General features: G+C 42.1%; 15 protein-coding genes. 3 read left to right on the forward strand and 12 right to left on the reverse strand.

Annotated elements, in window-relative coordinates; translation table 11 throughout:
- Positions 1–73: 73 nt before the first annotated feature.
- From hscB to G561_RS0102875, 6 genes are all read right to left on the reverse strand, one after another.
- Positions 74–625, reverse strand: coding sequence for a Fe-S protein assembly co-chaperone HscB (gene hscB, locus G561_RS0102845; RefSeq protein WP_028858204.1), 552 nt, complete (start codon positions 623–625; stop codon positions 74–76).
- A gap of 220 nt (positions 626–845) precedes the next feature.
- Positions 846–1,166 carry an iron-sulfur cluster assembly protein IscA gene (iscA, locus tag G561_RS0102855; protein ID WP_007395252.1) on the reverse strand — a complete coding sequence of 107 codons (321 nt, stop codon included), beginning with the start codon at positions 1,164–1,166 and terminating at the stop codon, positions 846–848.
- Positions 1,167–1,281: 115 nt separating this feature from the next.
- Complete coding sequence (gene iscU / locus G561_RS0102860; RefSeq protein WP_028858205.1) at positions 1,282–1,677, reverse strand: Fe-S cluster assembly scaffold IscU; 396 nt, start codon at positions 1,675–1,677, stop codon at positions 1,282–1,284.
- A gap of 102 nt (positions 1,678–1,779) precedes the next feature.
- Positions 1,780–3,006 carry an IscS subfamily cysteine desulfurase gene (locus tag G561_RS0102865; RefSeq protein WP_028858206.1) on the reverse strand — a complete coding sequence of 409 codons (1,227 nt, stop codon included), beginning with the start codon at positions 3,004–3,006 and terminating at the stop codon, positions 1,780–1,782.
- The gene (locus tag G561_RS0102870; RefSeq protein WP_028858207.1) at positions 3,003–3,530 is read right to left on the reverse strand and encodes an Rrf2 family transcriptional regulator; all 528 of its coding nucleotides are present in this window, start codon (positions 3,528–3,530) and stop codon (positions 3,003–3,005) included. Before G561_RS0102870 ends, G561_RS0102865 begins: the two co-directional genes overlap by 4 nt.
- Positions 3,531–4,114: 584 nt before the next feature.
- On the reverse strand, positions 4,115–4,750 hold the full coding sequence (locus tag G561_RS0102875) for a tropomyosin (protein WP_028858208.1): 636 nt from the start codon (positions 4,748–4,750) through the stop codon (positions 4,115–4,117).
- A 528-nt stretch (positions 4,751–5,278) separates the two neighbouring features.
- Here G561_RS0102875 and G561_RS0102880 point away from each other — a divergent pair.
- Positions 5,279–5,551: an HU family DNA-binding protein gene (locus tag G561_RS0102880; protein ID WP_007395246.1), complete on the forward strand. Its 273-nt coding sequence runs from the start codon at positions 5,279–5,281 to the stop codon at positions 5,549–5,551.
- 142 nt (positions 5,552–5,693) lie between these two features.
- Positions 5,694–7,568 (forward strand): SurA N-terminal domain-containing protein, encoded by a 1,875-nt coding sequence (locus G561_RS0102885; RefSeq protein ID WP_028858209.1) that lies wholly within the window; start codon positions 5,694–5,696, stop codon positions 7,566–7,568.
- Positions 7,569–7,695: 127 nt separating this feature from the next.
- Here G561_RS0102885 and purH read toward each other — a convergent pair whose 3' ends face one another.
- From purH to mrcB, 5 genes are all read right to left on the reverse strand, one after another.
- Positions 7,696–9,270: a bifunctional phosphoribosylaminoimidazolecarboxamide formyltransferase/IMP cyclohydrolase gene (purH, locus tag G561_RS0102890; RefSeq protein WP_037031527.1), complete on the reverse strand. Its 1,575-nt coding sequence runs from the start codon at positions 9,268–9,270 to the stop codon at positions 7,696–7,698.
- Between the two features lie 229 nt (positions 9,271–9,499).
- Positions 9,500–9,787, reverse strand: a complete 288-nt coding sequence (gene fis / locus G561_RS0102895; RefSeq protein ID WP_028858211.1) for a DNA-binding transcriptional regulator Fis — start codon at positions 9,785–9,787, stop codon at positions 9,500–9,502.
- Between the two features lie 92 nt (positions 9,788–9,879).
- The gene (gene prmA, locus G561_RS0102900; RefSeq protein WP_028858212.1) at positions 9,880–10,803 is read right to left on the reverse strand and encodes a 50S ribosomal protein L11 methyltransferase; all 924 of its coding nucleotides are present in this window, start codon (positions 10,801–10,803) and stop codon (positions 9,880–9,882) included.
- Between the two features lie 71 nt (positions 10,804–10,874).
- Complete coding sequence (locus tag G561_RS15310) at positions 10,875–11,765, reverse strand: tetratricopeptide repeat protein (RefSeq protein ID WP_051584334.1); 891 nt, start codon at positions 11,763–11,765, stop codon at positions 10,875–10,877.
- A 134-nt stretch (positions 11,766–11,899) separates the two neighbouring features.
- Complete coding sequence (mrcB, locus tag G561_RS0102910) at positions 11,900–14,308, reverse strand: penicillin-binding protein 1B (protein WP_373277687.1); 2,409 nt, start codon at positions 14,306–14,308, stop codon at positions 11,900–11,902.
- Between the two features lie 497 nt (positions 14,309–14,805).
- On the opposite strand from mrcB, the gene G561_RS0102915 reads away from it, so the two are divergent.
- Positions 14,806–17,625 carry a heavy metal translocating P-type ATPase gene (locus tag G561_RS0102915; protein ID WP_373277686.1) on the forward strand — a complete coding sequence of 940 codons (2,820 nt, stop codon included), beginning with the start codon at positions 14,806–14,808 and terminating at the stop codon, positions 17,623–17,625.
- Between the two features lie 126 nt (positions 17,626–17,751).
- On the opposite strand, the gene G561_RS0102920 is transcribed toward G561_RS0102915, so the two are convergent.
- Positions 17,752–18,474 (reverse strand): Bax inhibitor-1/YccA family protein, encoded by a 723-nt coding sequence (locus G561_RS0102920; protein ID WP_028858215.1) that lies wholly within the window; start codon positions 18,472–18,474, stop codon positions 17,752–17,754.
- Positions 18,475–18,652 lie beyond the last annotated feature (178 nt).

An 18,652-nucleotide genomic window follows, 5' to 3' on the forward strand; every position in this document is an offset into this window, starting at 1 on the left:
TTAAAGATAAAAGTAAAATAAAGGCTTAACTATTTATATAAAGATATCAGTTTATATAAAGATATCAGTCATATCAAAGATATAAATCATCGTCATCAGCTTGTTGTTGGCTGTTATCGATGGCTATGTCCATATCTTTTTTTAGTTTAACCAAAAACTTAAGCTTCTGAGTAGCATCTTTTGCCACCGACCAATCTTGCTCAGCATAAGCCTTAACAAAACGCTGTGACTGATTGTCTATGCGCTGATCAACGTCAGTTTTAAGTTTGGCAATTGTCTCCAAATCGCTTGCTGATTCAGCATCATCCAGATCCATGCGCATTTCCATAGCATCATCTAAGAAGTCAAGATCGGCAATAGAGTGGTCAGTATTTAACTCTTGGCCTGATAGCTCTAACAAATAATTGGCACGACTATCAGGATTAATTAAGATGTCATAGGCATGGTTAATGACAGCAGAGTTTTGCTGTAATGAAGCATTCTCATTACCACTTAATTTATCAGGGTGATACTGACTTTGAAGTTGACGCAACCGTTCACTAAGCTTTGTGGGTTCAATCTCAAAAGTAATAGGCAGCTCGAATAGAGCGAAGAAATTGGCAAAAGTAGGTGCGTTATCTGACATAGGCTTTGAGTGCTATTGGTTGATGGTGGTTTGGTGGAAGCTAAAACTTAAAGCTGACGCACTAGGTCGTCAGCTCCTTATAAAATCTAAAATTATCGCTATGGTAAGCTATGTAATTATATTTTTAGTTAATAAGCACGGCTATAAACTAGAGTGGCTTATTATTTAATATAAGGGCCGGGTAGGGGATAAGCAGTACTGAAATGAACTGATTGAACAGTTAAACAGTAAAGGACTCACCGCAGCCACATTCCCCTTTTTGGTTAGGGTTAGTGAATTTAAAGCCTTCGTTAAGACCTTCGGTCACATAATCCATCAATAAGCCGTCTAAATAAACCATACTCTTAGGGTCAACGAAGATATTTACTCCGTGGCTTTCAAATTTTTCATCTACTGAATCTGGTTCATCGACGAATTCTAACACGTAGGCCAGTCCCGAACATCCAGCGGTACGGATACCGACACGAATGCCCTCGCCATGACCTCGGTTATTTAAATAATCTGTAACGTGTTTTGCAGCACGTTCGGTCAGTTCTATCATTAAGACTATCCTAATGTTAAAAATTAAATTTATATCATTTGGGCTTAATAAGGCAAACTTACTAAGCCCATTAGCATTAAATAATATACTAATCGCTTATTAAGAAAATTATTAATTAAGCGTCAGTTGCTGTACCAGCCTTAGTGCGGTAATCATTAATAGCTGCTTTAATAGCATCTTCAGCCAATACTGAACAGTGAACTTTCACTGGTGGTAGCGCTAATTCTTCAGCAATGTGCTTGTTTTTGATCTCAGACGCTTGGTCTAATGTCTTGCCTTTTAGCCACTCAGTTACTAAAGAGCTTGAAGCAATAGCTGAGCCACAGCCATAAGTCTTAAAGCGAGCATCTTCAATAATACCGTCATCGCCAACTTGGATTTGTAGACGCATAACGTCACCACAAGCTGGAGCACCAACCATACCGGTACCAACGTTCTTGGCATCTTTGTCTAAATTACCAACGTTACGTGGATTTTCATAATGGTCAATTACTTGATTACTATAAGCCATGGTGTTTCTCCTGGGGTTTAACCTAGATAAATGGGGACAATAAAAAATTTATTGTCTAATTTGTTAATAATAATTAGCGTCAATTAAGCCGCTGTTTTTGTTTTAGTGTTCCGCCCACTCTACCGAGTCAAGGTCCACGCCATCTTTATACATATCCCATAGTGGAGATAAGTCTCTTAATTTATCAACCGCTTCATGAATCTGAGTTAAGATTACATCAATGTCCTCTTCAGTAGTATAACGACCAAAGCTGAAGCGAATAGAGCTGTGCGCTAGTTCGTCTGGGCGACCAATAGCACGTAGCACATATGAAGGCTCAAGAGTAGCTGATGTACAAGCTGAACCTGAAGAGACAGCCATGTCTTTCAACGACATCATTAGTGACTCACCTTCAACGAAGTTGAAGCTAATGTTAATAATATTTGGCACGCTGTTTTCAGCATCGCCATTTAGATAAATCTCTTCAATATCTTGAACGCCTTGCCATAATTTGTCATGCAGTTTTTGGACGTGGGCACGGTCTTGTTCTAAACGCTCAGCAGCAATAGCGAATGCTTCACCCATACCAACGATTTGATGAGTTGGTAGAGTACCTGAACGCATGCCACGCTCATGACCACCACCATGCTGTTCAGCACGGATGCGCACACGTGGTTTACGGCGTACGTATAAAGCGCCAATACCTTTAGGACCATAAATCTTATGACCTGAGAAGCTCATTAGATCCACTTTTAGATCTTCAAGGTCAATTTCTACTTTACCAGCAGCTTGGGCGGCATCAACGTGGAAGATTACGCCTGCTTCACGGGTAATTTCACCGATTGCTTTAACATCGGTTATGGTGCCTAATTCGTTATTTACCATCATTAATGAAACTAAAATGGTGTCGTCACGTAAGGCTTCTTTAACCTGCTCTGGTAAGATAAGTCCTGTGCTTGGCTGAGGGTCGATATAAGTAATTTCAAAACCTTCTTGCTCAAGTTGACGACAAGTATCTAGAACAGCTTTGTGCTCAATGCGACTGGTGATAATGTGTTTACCACGACCTTCATAGAAGTGAGCCGCGCCTTTAATGGCTAAGTTATCAGACTCAGTAGCACCAGAGGTAAATACGATTTCACGAGGATCGGCATTTACTAGATCAGCAATTTGTTGACGAGCATTCTCTACAGCTTCTTCAGCTTGCCATCCATAACCATGTGAACGAGAAGCTGGGTTACCGAAAACTCCTTCAAAAGTCATGTATTCAGCCATCTTCTTCGCTACTTTAGCATCAACAGGGGTAGTGGCTGCATAGTCAAGATAGATAGGACGGTTTAAATTACTCATGCTGGATTAACCTCATTGGCAGGGAATATTATATTTGAATTTGTAGTTGTACTTTTTTCAGTTTTCTCAGTTGCTGCTTCATGAAGCAGTTGTTGACGATAGGAGACGTCTTTAACATTTTCCATTTGCAATAACTGAGCTAAAGAAATATTTTTTAAGTATTGTTCGATGTGAGTAGATAAAGCACACCATAAGTCATGGGTAAGGCACATAGCGCCACCTTGACAGTTGCCTTGACCGCCGCACTGCATGGCATTCACTGACTCATCGACGGCAGTGATAATGGTCATTACATCTATATCAGCCAAAGGTTTGGCTAAATGGTAACCACCTGAGGCACCACGGGTACTGGTCACCAATCCCGCTTTACGTAATTTAGAAAATAATTGTTCTAAATAAGAAATAGAAATGGATTGGCGCTTGGCAATATCAGATAGGGAGACAGCATTTTTTGAATCACCATCTTGGATAGCCAGGTCAAGCAACGCGGTAACCGCGTATCTACCTCTAGTTGTTAAGCGCATTTAATGTCTCCACGAGTTCATACTTGATTAATTAAGTCCTATTATAGTTAATTCCGAGTAATACAGTCAAGATTAATTAGTGGCTTAATTGTAATAGAGAAATTTTTGTCCAAATACCCAAAGAAAGCCAAGTTAACTTATTAGTAATCACTAAGTTAACTGGATAGTAATTAACAGGAGCTTAACCATTAATCAGTACTAAAGTTGTGGATTTTAGGCGTCGATATTATAGCAAACTAAGGGGCTAAATTATCGACTGTTTAAGCTTTATCAAAGGGAGGTAATAGCTAATTTGAGACCGTAGTCTTCAATTTTCAATGCTAATTTAGTCATTCTTTGAAATTAATTACAATATTTAATGATTGGAAGCTAAAAAAGCCTTAATAGACGGTTATGTCCATTAAGGCATTTAAAAATTACTTACTCTCTAGGGTTAATGCTTCTAAGGCTAATAACTTTGATCTGAGGACTAATACCTTAGAGGTTTAATAAGGTAATAGTCTGCTAAGTTAACTAACTAAGGGGTATGGTGCAGTTTTGTAAAGTGTATTGGTTAAGGTTAAAAAGATTAAACAGGCAATTTGTTAGCTCAACCAGCCAATCACCGAGATGATAGCAATCAATGAAGCCACGATAAGGGCAATCATAGTGGTTTTTTGCTTACTATGAGCTTCCTTTAAGCTAATCTCCAGCTCACGGTTACGCATACTCAAGGCATTAAGTTGTTGCTGCTGCTCTTCAATACGAGCTTTATAGTCAGGTTTGTTTTGCTCTTTTGCCTCTTCAGCTTTTTCTTTGCCTTTACCTTTAACTGTCTTGATAATCCCCTGGAATAGACTAGCGACACCTAGCTGCGATAAAAAGTTACGAACCTCGCTGACTGTTTCGGTACCGCCACGCATGGTGATTTTATTGATCTGAGTCACATCATTACTAATCAGAGAATTAATTAACTGATGACTATAAGCATTAATGACCACATCAGGCTCAGTGGTAGAAGGAGGCAGCTCGCTGTCTAATAAGATACCCTTATTGGTGAAAGTAGCATAAAACTGAGTGTGAGGCAGGTAGCTGCGGACACAGACCACAGTATTTTTTTGAGCCAATGGATAGACTGCTTTACGTAGGTTTGCATCGAATCTTAAAACAAGGGTAATAGCAGACTCTGCAAATACCAGTACAATATTGAGTAGAGAGTTTGAAATTGAATTTTGACTCATACTAAACCTATTTGAATTTTGTTATACGAAGAGATGGCTCATCATATTTATTAACGTTAGCGAATTTTGCTGACTAGTGCTGATTAAGATGACAAGCTTTCAGTCATCTAGAAATTATAACTGTCATTTATGAAAAATTTGATAAATAATAGCATAAAGTAACGTACTCGCTATAAGTATGATACGGATTAATAAAATTAATTGCTAAATAAGGCAGAAGTAATAAAAAGTTATAAAATATACGATATCACTTGAAACAACGTGGTTTTAGAGGTATAAAGTCAATGTAAGTGGTGTCTCAAGCTGATTTCAGTAAGCAAATGGAAAGTAAAATGTAAATTTGCTTGCACATTTCTAAACCCCTTGCTATAACAGCAGGAGAAACCCCACGTTCAGAAAATACTAAAATATAAAATAGTGCATTTTTTTTGCACTGATGTATAGTATTTAAGGGCTTGGTTATTGCTTATTTAGTTTTTAAGCGATAGAATTTACCTCCGAATTTAAATCTTTTTAAAGGAAGTCTCTATGAACAAATCAGAATTAGTAGATAGCATCGCTGAGAAAAGTGGTCTGAACAAAACTCAAGCTGCTGACGCTCTTAATGCTATGATGGAAAGTGTTGGTGAAGCTCTAGAAAACAACGACACTATTTCATTAGTAGGTTTCGGTACATTTAGCGTTAAAGATCGTAAAGCGCGTACTGGCCGTAACCCTAAGACTGGTGATGAGCTTCAGATTCCAGCAAGCCGTGTACCACACTTTAAAGCAGGTAAAGGCCTTAAAGATCGCTTAAACTAAGCCGATTATGCGCTAAGTTCAGCGAGCACCATGTCTGATTGCAGACAATAACGCACCTTAGGGTGCGTTTTTTTTGTGTCGGACCTTATTTTCACGTATGATATTGCGTTAACCTCTTATTAACTTATGACTGATATGTACTATGGAATCGATACGTAATTTTCTTAAAAGTTGGCCTGGCAGAATTTTCTTAATGCTTTGTTTATCCCCTTTGGTAATCTTAGGCCTTGAAAGCTATTTTACCGGGTCAGCAAATGCAAATGATGTGGCTAAAGTAGGTGATCAAACGATTAGCCGTGCTGAATACCAAGATGCTATTAATAATCGCAGAAATGAGTTACTGCAAAATGGTGTAGAGGCCAGTGCCATTAATACCAATGCCCTAAATCGTGAAGTTCTAGAAAGCCTAATCAACCGAGCTGTACTTAGAAACCAATCGGAGCAGCTGGGCATGCACGTATCAGATCAGGTTATCAACGACTTGCTGTTACAAGATCCTCAGTTTTTAGACGAAAATGGTCAGTTCTCAAACGATCGCTTTGCCTTTGCATTACAGCAGCAGGGCATCACCAAAGACCAGTTATTTGCGCAGTATCGTCAACAGCTAAACCTAATGCAGCTTTATGCCAGCGTGGCACAAACAGCGCTTTACCCAGAAGCTGAGATTAATGACCTACTGGCACTACAACTCGAAACTAGAGATGTTTGGGTCTATCGCTTGCCTTGGGAGCAGTACAAAGACAAAGTGTCTGTATCTAACAAAGAGATTGAAGACTACTATAATGAGCATAAAAATGAGCTAAATAGCGTAGCTATGGTTGATTTGGCGTATATTCAACTTGATCCAAGCAAGATAACCGTTGAGGAAGTGAGCAAAGAGGAAGTTCAGGCTCAGTATGATGCGTTCAAAGCCAACTATGCGGGTAATTACAGCCAAAAGCTTAGTCAAATTTTGGTGACAGGTGACAACGCCCAAAAAACCATACAGCAAATTGAAAACCGCCTGAAAAAAGGTGAAAGCTTTGAAGCATTGGCCAAAGAATTCTCTGAAGATCCAGTCAGTGCGGCCAAAGGTGGTGATATCGGAACCTTTAATCCTGATGTGTTTGGGGCAGATGGTTCAAAAGTTGCTCAAGCCATTGAAGGGTTGAATAAAGGGCAAGTTTCAGCCCCTGTCAAAACCAGCTTTGGTTATCAGTTATTTAAAGTTACTGAAATGTCTGGTGCGGGTGTACCAAGTTTAGACAGTATGCGCGAGGAGCTGGTGGCACAGGCCAAACGTCAAAAGCGTGAGGAGCTGATTGCTGATAAGATTACTCGCATTAATGAGATGGCCATTGATGGGGTAAGTATTGAAGATATTGCCCAACAAGAAGAGCTGAGTGTACAGAAAATTAAAGATTACACTAAAAAAGGCAATAAAACAGTTCTGGCTCAGCCAGCGGTTATTGAAGCTGCCTTTGATGACTATGCTATTCAAGATGAGTCAGTGAGTGCCAGCATTAAAGTGAATAACGGAACACTGTGGGTTCAGCCTACTAACTATCGTCCAGTTAAGCCTTTGACGTTGCAACAAGCTACTGCAAAAATCAAAAACATTTTAGTACAGCAAAAAGCCAGTGCTCAAGCTTTGGCAGCGGCTCAAAATATCAGTAAAACGGTAAATAATAAAGGGATGCAAGCAGTCCAAGCTAAATTCCAGTCGTTAGGTAATGTCAACCGTCAAAGCCCATTGCTGACAGCTAAGGAACAGGCCATTGCATTTAGTAAAGACAGTACTGGTGGCAAGCAAGTGGCTGTTTCTGAGAAAACAAATGAAGGGGCAACAGTTCTAGTATTGGGTCCTATCACTAAGGGCTCTATGCAGGATGTACCCGCAGCTGAGCTTTCGCAAGCGATGTTTGATATGAGAAGTATCCGTGGCCAAGAGTATTTCAGCGATTATGTAGAGTACTTAAAAGGCGCTACAAAAATTGAAAAGAACGAAAAAGTGATTAATGAGGTAGGGGGAGTGTAAGACTCAGCTTAGCCGAGGTTATTTACTCCATTTAATTGAACCAAAAAAATACCGCCTCAATTTGAGGCGGTATTTTTGTTTCTATTTAAGTAATACAGCAAGTTATTCACTTATAGAACGGGTTCAATTAGTGACGGAAATGGCGCATACCGGTGAATACCATAGCGATACCGTGCTCATTAGCAGCTGCAATGGTTTCATCATCACGGATTGAGCCACCTGGCTGAATAATGGCTTTAATGCCAACTTCAGCAGCGTTATCAATACCATCTCTGAATGGGAAGAAGGCATCAGATGCCATAACAGCCCCTTCAGTCTTAAGCTTAGCATGCTCTGCTTTAATAGCCGCAATACGAGCTGAGTTAACACGGCTCATCTGACCAGCGCCAATACCGATTGTACGCTTATCTTTACCGTATACAATGGCGTTAGACTTAACATATTTGGCCACAGTCCAAGTAAATAGTAAGTCCTCTAACTGCTCAGCAGTTGGCTGTAAGTCGGTTACTACCTGTAAATCATCTGCAGTGATTAAGCCTAAGTCTTGGTTCTGAATCAATAAACCGCCCGTCACACGCTTATAATCAAATTGGGCAGCACGGTTTTTGGGGTCAGGCAACTCACCACAAGTTAAAACACGAACGTTTTTCTTCGCAGCGGTAATGTCAAGCACGCCTTGCTCTAGGCTTGGGGCAATAATAACTTCAGCAAACTGTGTGTCAACGATAGCTTGAGCGGTTTGCTTAGTTAATGGACGATTGAAGGCAATAATACCACCAAACGATGACTCAGGATCGGTGCTAAAGGCTGTCTTGTAAGCTTCGGTTTGATCAGCATTGATTGCCACACCGCAAGGGTTAGCATGCTTAACAATCACACAAGCAGATTCAGAGAATGATTTTACACACTCTAAAGCAGCATCGGTATCAGCGATGTTATTGTAAGACAGCTCTTTACCCTGATGCTGCTTAGCGGTAGAGATGCTGCCTTCGCCTGAGCCGTTCTCTTCCACATAGAAAGCGGCCTGCTGATGCGGGTTTTCACCATAGCGTAAATCTTGAGCTTTTTTCAATTGTAGGTTGAAAGTACGAGCGAAGTTATCTGGCTCTTCAAACGACTGTAAGCGGCTGCCCAAGAAATTAGCAATCATGCCGTCGTAATGAGCGGTGTGTTCAAAGGCTTTAACTGCCAAATCAAAACGGGTCTTTTGCGATAGGCTACCCGCTTCTTTTAGCTCATTCAAAATAGAATCGTAGTCTGCAGGATTGGTAACGATAGCTACGTGCTCATGGTTTTTAGCAGCAGAGCGAACCATGGTAGGACCACCAATATCGATGTTTTCAATAGCATCTGCTTTGGTTACATCTGGTTTTGCAACCGTTTGGGCAAAAGGATATAGGTTGACCACAACCAAGTCGATAGGGCGAATACCGTGCTCGCTCATGACGGCGTCATCTTGACCACGACGGCCTAAAATACCGCCATGAATTTTTGGATGTAGGGTTTTTACACGGCCATCCATCATCTCAGCGAAGCCAGTGTAGTCTGCTACTTCAGTTACTGCGATGCCATTTTCAGACAGTAGACGATAAGTACCACCTGTTGACAATAAATCATATCCTGCTTCGATTAGACCTTTGGCAAAGCTTTCGATTTGAGCTTTATCAGAAACAGAAATAAGAGCGTACGGCTTATCAGACATAGTTTTTCCCATAGTGTATACGATAAAAAGGGTGATTAGATTCTGAAATCATCGTGGGTTTTTAGTAATTGTCTTAACCGTGTTAGGCTAAGACCCGAGTATATTAGAGCAAAATAGAAAATATGACAAAACTTTAATCCACTAGGAGCAAAGCTTGTTGTCGAATTATCTGTTTTGTCGCTAATATAAAAAGTTAATTTTAAAAAAATATAAAAATAAAATAAAAAGATCACATCAAACCATACTGCTGCATCTTCTTACGCAAAGTGCCTCGATTTAATCCCAATATTAGAGCAGTCTTTGATTGATTGCCCTGGGTTTGCTCAAGAACGACTTCCAATAGCGGTTTTTCAACTTCTTGCAGTATGGTCTGGTATAGATTGGTCGCTGTTTCTCCTTCAAGCTCAATAAAATACTGCTCAACCGCTTGTTGTACATGAAAACGAAGCGGCATACGACCTTCGCTATCGTTAGCTAAAAGGCTTACGTGACTTGAAGAAGAGATTTGGTTGTCCATAGCTTTATAATAAATCTAATAGTGAATAAAAGGTGGGTTTAAACTTTAATTTAAACCTTAATGATATTTCTCATCAAATCAGGCCAATGCGATTAACCCTTAAAAGTACCCGATAAGCGATGCCAATGGGAATCGTCATGATTGTCATTTTTTTCATAAGAATGACGGGTATCTAGGTTAAACCAAGGCTGATAAGCACTAATAACGTCTTCTAGCTGCTCGGAGATGAGACCTGCCAGCACAATGCCACCTTCAGGCTTGATCAAAGTAGCCAGATAAGGAGCCAGCTCCATTAAAGGCTTGGCTAAGATGTTCGCAGCAATAATATCTGCTTTAGGAATATCCCCGGCTTCAAAAGCTTTGGCGAAGTCTTTAGGTAAAAACGCCTGTAATTGCTGATCCACATCATTACGCTCAGCATTTTGCTTGGTGGCTAAAACGGCCTGAGGATCAATATCAACACTGTAGACTTGTTTCGCGCCTAGTAGCAAAGCCGCAATGCCTAAGATGCCTGAGCCACAACCATAATCAATAACGATTTTGTCTGATAAGTCTTGGTCAGTTAACCAGTCTAGGCATAGACGGGTAGTGGCATGATAGCCAGTACCAAAGGCTAAGCCTGGATCCATCATGATGTTAATCGCCTCTGGATTAGGAGGGGTCATCCACTTAGGAACAATCCATAAATTGTTGGTACATTCAATAGGGGCGTAATGTGACATCCACTCGCGCTCCCAATCGGTATCAGCAAGGGCAGTGGTCCAGACGCGTCGGGCATTAACTTGCACAGCGATGGTCTGTGCTGCCGCTTCAATATCTTGCGCATTATCTGCGGTAAACAGACCGGTTAGGATAACTTCGTCCCATAAAGGAGACTGACCAGGCAATGGCTCAAATAATGGCTGATCTCCAGCATCTTCTAAGCTAATTGAAAGCGCGCCTTCTTCTAATAACAGGCTTTCCGCTAAGTCCACATCTTGCTTTGCACACTGCAGGTGTAATTGCTGCCAATCCATAATGATCCTTAGGATAAATAAACTTTATAAAACCGTATATTTTAACGTGATACTACTTAGGTTGATAGCCTTTATCTTGATAGAGCAGCTTTTGCTTCCTTAATAACTCGAGTGTTGCCCTGTGCCTGTCCAGCTATCAAAATAATTTGCCACAAGGCTCTTTTTCTGGCTTCGGTCTGAGCAACCACCAATCCACGACGGGCCATAGCTTCTGCCTTCAGTGGTTGGTTTTGTTTTAAAGCCACTTGACCCAAATAGAAGTAGACTGCTGAGGACTGAGGGGCCAAACGCTGTGCTCGGGTGAAAGTGGCCTGAGCGGCAGAGACTTGTCCTTGACGCAGTTGCTCAACGCCAGTGTCCATTAGCTTTTGAAAAGCAGGAAGATTGCTACCATCTTGGATAGGGGCTGGCTTATTAGTCGGTTTTTTTGAATTTTGACGCGCCTGCTCCAGTAAGCTTTGATGTACTGTTTTGGCATCTGTTACAGGAGGCTTAACTACCGGAGCCTCATTGGTGGCATTAGGGATAGGAGAGGTAGGTATGGTTTGACCCACAGCCTTAGGGTTGACACTAGTCGTGCTGTCATCAGAAGGGATAGGCTCTTGACTACTTTCGGTACGAGACTGCTGTAGCGGATAGGAAGTTTGGTGTTCAACTCTCAAATCTTGTACCCCAGTCTCTATATCGTTTGCTGCCTGTGAAATAGGATAATCCTCTTCTAAATCCTGATAAGCGGTAGAAGAAGAGTCTGCAGGAGTAGCTGTATTGGGGCTGGTTTGAGTGGTGGGCTGAGTCACAGTCACTGCGGAGGGGGTCGATAAGCCACCTGTGCTTTGGCATCCCGTTAGCACACCCACCATGAGTACGCTAAGGGCTGAGCTCATTAGTAAGGACTTTAAGGGACTAACTTTGACAGAGGTTTTAGCCGCTGTTGTAACAGATACTTGGGATTGCATAGACATAATTTCAATCCAAATTAGTAAGTTGGGGCAGAGAATAAGCAAAGCCGACTCAGTGATGAGCCAGCTTTGTTACTCTCCTAAAGTCGATGTTAAAAAATACCACGGTAAACAAGCAAGCTTAGTTAGATTGGGCGTTAAAACCATTCTAAAGCTTTATCATACCAAGTGTCGCCTGAATTCACACTGTTATTATTGTTTGAAGCTTCTCCCTGTTCATTTTGGGCAGGGGTACTGGCCTCATTATTATCACCGTTTATGCCACCAGAGGGCATGCCTTCTTGAACACTATCTAACTCACGACTTTGATTTAGCAGTGCTTTACGCTGATCGTTAAGCCAGCGTAATTGTCTACGTGATTGCTCTTGTTGATATAGTTCCAAGGCACAGTCACTGGCATCTTGTGGTAAATATCTAGTCAGCACAGGTAAGTATCTGGCGCCTTGACAGCTTTCATGAGACAGCTTGCCGGTGCCGTTTTCTAACCACAGCCACTCAACACTATCGGGCTGTACTAACTCGACTGGCGTTAGACGTAAGCGGCCCATAAAGTCTTTCCATAATGGTAGGGCGCCACTACCACCGCTTAGACCAATCGGTTTGTTGTCATCTCGGCCCACCCAGACCACACTGACGTAATTACCGCTGTAGCCTGCAAACCAAGCATCTCGATAATCATTGGTGGTCCCTGTCTTACCTGCTAAATTAAGATCGCTGCCTAAAGACTTTAATGAGCTTGCTGTGCCGTTTCTAACCACTTCTTGTAGTGCATAGTTGGTTAGATAGTTGACATCAGGCGGCACACTGCGCTTAGTGTCAAGTCCTGAGCGCTGTAAAATACTACCTCTATCATCTACCACAGTACGGATACTAATAATGGGAGTGCGAAACCCACCTGCGGCCACTACTTGATACATGCCTAACATATCCATAGGACTCAGCTCAACAGAACCTAAGAATAAGGAGGGGTAGGTAGGGATTCTTTCATTAATACCCAAACGATGCATCTGATTGACAAGGGTACCCACCCCAAATTCTATCCCAGTATTGACGGCGGCTTGGTTGTAAGACTTAGCTAACGCCGTGGTCAAAGGCACATAGCCATGATCTACCCCATCATAGTTCTTGGGTGTCCAGCTGCTACCATCGGTCAAAGTTAAGGTCACTGGGCTGTCATTGACAGGGCTGGCAAGATTGTACTTACCACTTTCAAGAGCGGTCATATAAATAAAAGGCTTTAACAGGGAGCCAACCTGACGCTTAGCATCTACCGCACGGTTAAATCCAGTAAACTCACTGCCACTACCAACGGCTGCAACCAGTTCTCCTGAAGCGGGGTTAGCACTTAGTAAAGCTGCTTGTATTGGCTTAGTTTTACTGCTTTTTTTGCGTAGGGCTGACAGCTGCTTTTCTACCGCATTATCAGCCGCGAACTGAGCAATAGGATCTAAAGTGCTAAAAACCCGTAGGCCTTCGTTTTTTAGATCTTCTGGATGATAGTTTGACTGTAGCTCGCGTTTTACTATATCCAAAAAGTCTGGAAAACGGCTTTTTCCCACACTGGGTTTTTCGACCACATCAAGGGGCTGGGCGATGGCCTCTTCATAAGTTTGTTGGTCTAATTTTCCAGTAGCTAACATATTAGCCAACACTGTATTACGTCTGTCTAATGCCCGTTCAGGATTGCGGCGAGGGTTGTAGTAACTGGTACCTTTTGCCAAGCCAACCAGTAGGGCTTGTTGATCAACTCGTAACTCTTTTAGCGGTTGATTGAAATAAAACTGCGCCGCTAACCCAAAGCCATTAATGGAGCGGTTGCCATTTTGACCTAAATTAATTTCATTCAAATAGGTTTGCAAAATCTCATCTTTGCTGTAATGCATCTCTAGTAATAAGGCCATAACCGCTTCATTGGCCTTACGTTTGAGAGTGCGGTCTGAGCTGAGATAAAAGTTTTTTACCAATTGCTGAGTAATGGTCGAGCCGCCCTGCATAGAACCGCCTTGCAAGTTATTATAAAGGGCACGGCCAATTCCTTTTAATGATACCCCTTTGTGCTGATAAAAGCCTCTGTCTTCTGTAGAGATCAAGGCATCAATAAGTGGCTGTGGAATCTCTGATATCGGTAGTACGATACGATCTTCATTGTTATCTGGATAAATACCGCCAATAGTTACCGGCTCAATGCGCACAATTCCGGTATCACTAGGTTGGGTGCTTTGAATATTGGTGATCTTTGAGTCTTGAATTTTGATCTTGATAACCTGCTCAGGATCAACATCACTGGCACTGTACTGGAAGCCTCGAGTATGAATCACATACTGACCAGAGGATTTAGTATAAGTACCGGAACGATCATAGTTTGAGCTAGATTTATAATTTAGCATCTCTAACCACGAATCTAGGTTCCTAGAGGTTAGGGTGGCGCCTTGGTATAGCTCAAGAGGTTGCGAGTAGACTTTGGCAGGGATATTCCAGCGCTTACCTTCAAATTTAGCGGTAATGACTCTATCCTGCTTAATTAAATACATAGCAAGGACTACCATACCGACAATGATGATAATCAGTAATAAAAAACCAAGCACTGAGCCTCTTTGTTGTTCAGGATTTGGGGTTTTGCCTGTAAGGGTGTTTAAAGAGGAGGTTGATGATTTGGAAACACGAGATTTTGCTAAAGAAGGTTTATGATGCACGATAGTTTTACCAACATAAAAAAGACCTGATTATAATGACCGAAAACAGCCTTTTTTTCAATGTAAATGCTATTTAATACTCGGCTATTGTGGATTAAAACTAGGTTTTCACTGGTTTTTCATAACTAAGCCCAACCATAGACTAGATATCGATAGCTTCTATGCAGATAACAGTGCTTAGTTTCTAAGACCTGATACAATAGACAGTATCTTTACTGCGACAATTTGTTGTGAATAATGTTATGACCCATCCTAAAAATAGTTCTATCCAACCTACCAACTCTAATACCAGTAGTAATTCTAATTCAGCCTATTCTGACAGTGGACCAGAAGCAGGGGCGAGCAAGCAGATGTCATTGAATTATTTGAGCGAGGACATCGATAATTTGATATTGCCACCTGAAGGGTGTTGTTTCCATTGTGCCGAACCTGTACCTGACCCTCCATTTACCGCTCATATTCTAGGTGAGGATCGATTGATGTGCTGTATGGGCTGTCAATTGGCTGCTGAGAGTATCGTTGAGGCGGGGCTTGAGCAGTATTACCTTGATCGCTCTGAAATTAACCGTACCGCAAGTATGCCAACTGAGTTAGAGCGTTTAAGAGCTTATGACCATGAAGACATTCAAGCTCAATTTGTCTACGCCGCTGATGGGAAGTCGGTGGCTGAGCTTTCAGTAAATAACTTACGCTGTGCTGCTTGTACTTGGCTAATTGAAACCCGGTTGTATGAAATGCCTGGGGTCGATAAATGTCAGGTGAACTTAACCAATCAGCGGATGCGAGTGATTTGGGATGAAGATAAGCTGCCCATTAGTGATATTTTGGCCACCATTAACCAAATAGGCTATGACGCCAAGCCTTATCGTCAAGATACCCATGAAGCGATGCTAGAGCGTAACAATAAAAAAATGATGATTCGCCTCGGTATTGCTGCCCTAGGGGCAATGCAAGCGATGATGTTCGCGGTTGGCATGTATTTTGGTAACTATACTAGCTACAGTGGAATGTTAGTCGAACAAAGGGATTTTCTACGCTGGGTATCGCTGTTTGTTAGTGTTCCTGTCTTCTTTTACTGTGCGGTGCCATTTTTTACTTCGGCTTGGTCGGCAATAAAAATCCGTCAGGTTAATATGGATGTGCCGGTCAGTATTGCTTTAATTGTGACTTTCTTTGCCAGTTTATATGCCACCATATCCGGAACAGGTGAGACCTATTACGACTCGGTCAGTATGTTTGTGTTCTTCTTGTTGGCTGGGCGTTATATCGAGCATAATGCGCGGCTTAAAGCGGCTAATATGGCCAATGATTTGGTGGTGGTTGAGCCCACATTGGTACAGCGTCTAGGGAATGAATCGCAATTAATACAACAGATTGATCAGGCCAATATTGCTCCCAATCAGTCGGTAGAGCAAAAGATTGAAACTGCGGAACATGCTTTGGTTCTAACTGAAGCTGAGTACCAGAAGCTGGCACAGTTAGGCGAGCTGATCCATGCTGCAAAGCGTAGCAAGCAGTCTGAACAGCAAGAGGCGCTCCAAGCTACTCAAAAGCACAATGTCGCAACTGGCGATGCAGACTTAAACTCGCAACCACAAAAATATGAAACAGTAACTGCTCATACCCTAAATATCGGCGATGTTATTATGATTGAGGCGGGGAGTGAAGTAGTCGCCGACGGCATATTATGCAGTGAAACCGCAACAGTATCGCAAAGTCTGTTGACCGGTGAGAGTCTACTGATAGTCAAGCATAGAGGCGATAGAGTTATTGGCGGGTCTCAAAACGACAGTCAGCCTTTTGTGATGATCGTAACTGAACTACCTGAGAACAGCCAAATTGCCCTGATTGACCGTCTAATGAACCGAGCTCTTAGTGAGAAGCCGAAAGTGGCAGAGCAAGCGGATAAATGGGCCCGTTGGTTTGTGGCCAGAATTCTAGTGCTGGCAGTGTTTGTCTTTATTGCTTGGTATTTCGTTGATCCCTCTCAGGCGCTTTGGGCCACTGTTGCGGTCTTAGTGGCCACTTGTCCTTGTGCTTTATCGCTTGCCACGCCGATTGCCTTAACGGTCTCAACCAATAGGCTGGCAAGTTATGGCTTTTTAACCACGCGTGGTCATACCATTCAAACTTTGGCTGAAGTTACCCATGTGGCTTTTGATAAAACGGGTACCTTGACTTATGGTAAGCCCAATCTGTTATACATTGAGCCACTGCAGTCACTTGTTGAATCAGAGACTGCAGAGCAAGACTCAGCCCAGCGTATGGATCAAGAACAGTTATTGGCAATTGCTGCCGCTTTAGAGGTGGGCAGTCGTCACCCAATCGCCAGTGCATTACTTGATGCTGCTTACCAGCTTCATTTGCCGGCTGTGACCGATCTGGTCCATCATACTGCCGGCGGTGTTGAGGCTGTAGTCAATGATATCGGAGGTGGCTATAGATATCGCTTGGGTCATGTTGACTTCGCCTTAAATAATACGGATTCAGACTCAGCGACTGCTGAAGACAAGCCACAAATATCGCTACAGCTACAAAAGCATAATGCCAGTACAGCAGTTATGTTGACCCGATATCGTATGGCTTCAGAAGGTGAGACGGCGGGTGAGGTTTGGGAGCCTATGGCACTGTACTATTTTAATGACAGTGTTCGAGAAGGGGTGGCAGAGATGATTGCTGCCTTGCAAGCTCAAAATATTGAAACAGTAATCTTGACTGGAGATCCGAGTGAGCATGCCCAAACTGTGGCCAAAGAGCTAGGTGTTGATAAAGTCTACTTTGGCTTATCACCAAGTGATAAAGTCGACCATATCAAAGAGCTACAACAGCAAGGTCATGTGGTGATGATGGTCGGTGACGGTATTAATGATGCCCCAGTATTGGCAGCAGCAAATATCTCGACTGCCATCGCGGGTGCTGCTGACTTAGCTCAGGTCTCAAGTGATAGTGTTATCTTAAATGGCAAAGTGCCTGCAGTGTATGATGCGAAGCGTGTGGCGGATAAGGCGCAACATATTATTAAACAAAACTTACGCTGGGCATTAACCTATAACTCAGTAGTGCTACTACCTGCAGCTTTTGGCTATGTGCCGCCATGGTTAGCGGCCATTGGCATGTCACTAAGCTCACTGGTTGTGGTATTAAATGCCTTACGCCTAAAAAGAGCTTAAGTAGAATAAGACAACACTGATGAGAGCTGATGAAGAAAGTTAAATAGAGACATAAAAAGGGGGTTCCAATTGGAACCCCCTTTTTCTAATTAATTGATAAGATAATTAACTTTGAGTCCAAACTAATTAGTCTTGGAAGTGGCTTAATAAACGCATGAATTCGAAGTACATCCAAACCAGAGTAGCTAAGATACCGATACCGAATACCCATTCATAGTCTTCTGATACGCCGGCAGCTACAGCACGCTCAACGTTATCAAAATCAAGCAGTAAGCTAAATGAGGCGATAATCACCACAAATAAGCTAAAGCCAATGGCTACTAAGCCACCAGTTTGGAATAAGAAAGGCAAAGTTGAGCCAAATAGAACGAAGCCCCACTGCACAATATAAATTAGCAGGATGGCAAAAATAGCGGACATCATGATTGAGCGAAACTTTTCGTTTACTTTAATCATGCCTGAACGATAAAGTCCTAACATTACTGCAGCGGTGACGAAGGTAGCAGCTAGGGCGTTAGCTGGAATGCTAGGGTCAATCCCCATAAACATAATCGACACGCCGCCTAAAAATAGACCTTCTAAGATGGCATAGGGAGCTGCTAAAGATTTGGCTTTTTGCGGTTTAAAAGTAATAAACAGTGCCAAACCGAAAGCGGCAAACATACTGCCGAAGGTGATCATCTGCGCCATACCACCGCTGATACCACCACTGATAATGAAGAAGAAAAAGCCCAAGGCTGCAACCGCGCTTAGACCTAACAAGAAGCTGGTTTTATGCACAACGCCCTTAACGGTCATTGATTTACCACCAACGACAAGCTCTGTGCGACTGACAATAGGGTTTGCCATATTGATTTATTCCTTTAGTATTTAGTTATGAATATATTAGCTATTCACAAGTTACCTAGATTTTTCTAAAACTTAATTTTAGCTTTAATTTATTACGGTTAGTTATCGGCTATGATAACGTACTTCTGCAACTAAGGTAAAGTTATCTTACTTGAGGGTAGGATTGGATCAAATCAGG

This window comes from Psychrobacter phenylpyruvicus DSM 7000 = NBRC 102152 (genome assembly GCF_000685805.1).
Classification (GTDB): Bacteria; Pseudomonadota; Gammaproteobacteria; order Pseudomonadales; family Moraxellaceae; genus Psychrobacter; species Psychrobacter phenylpyruvicus.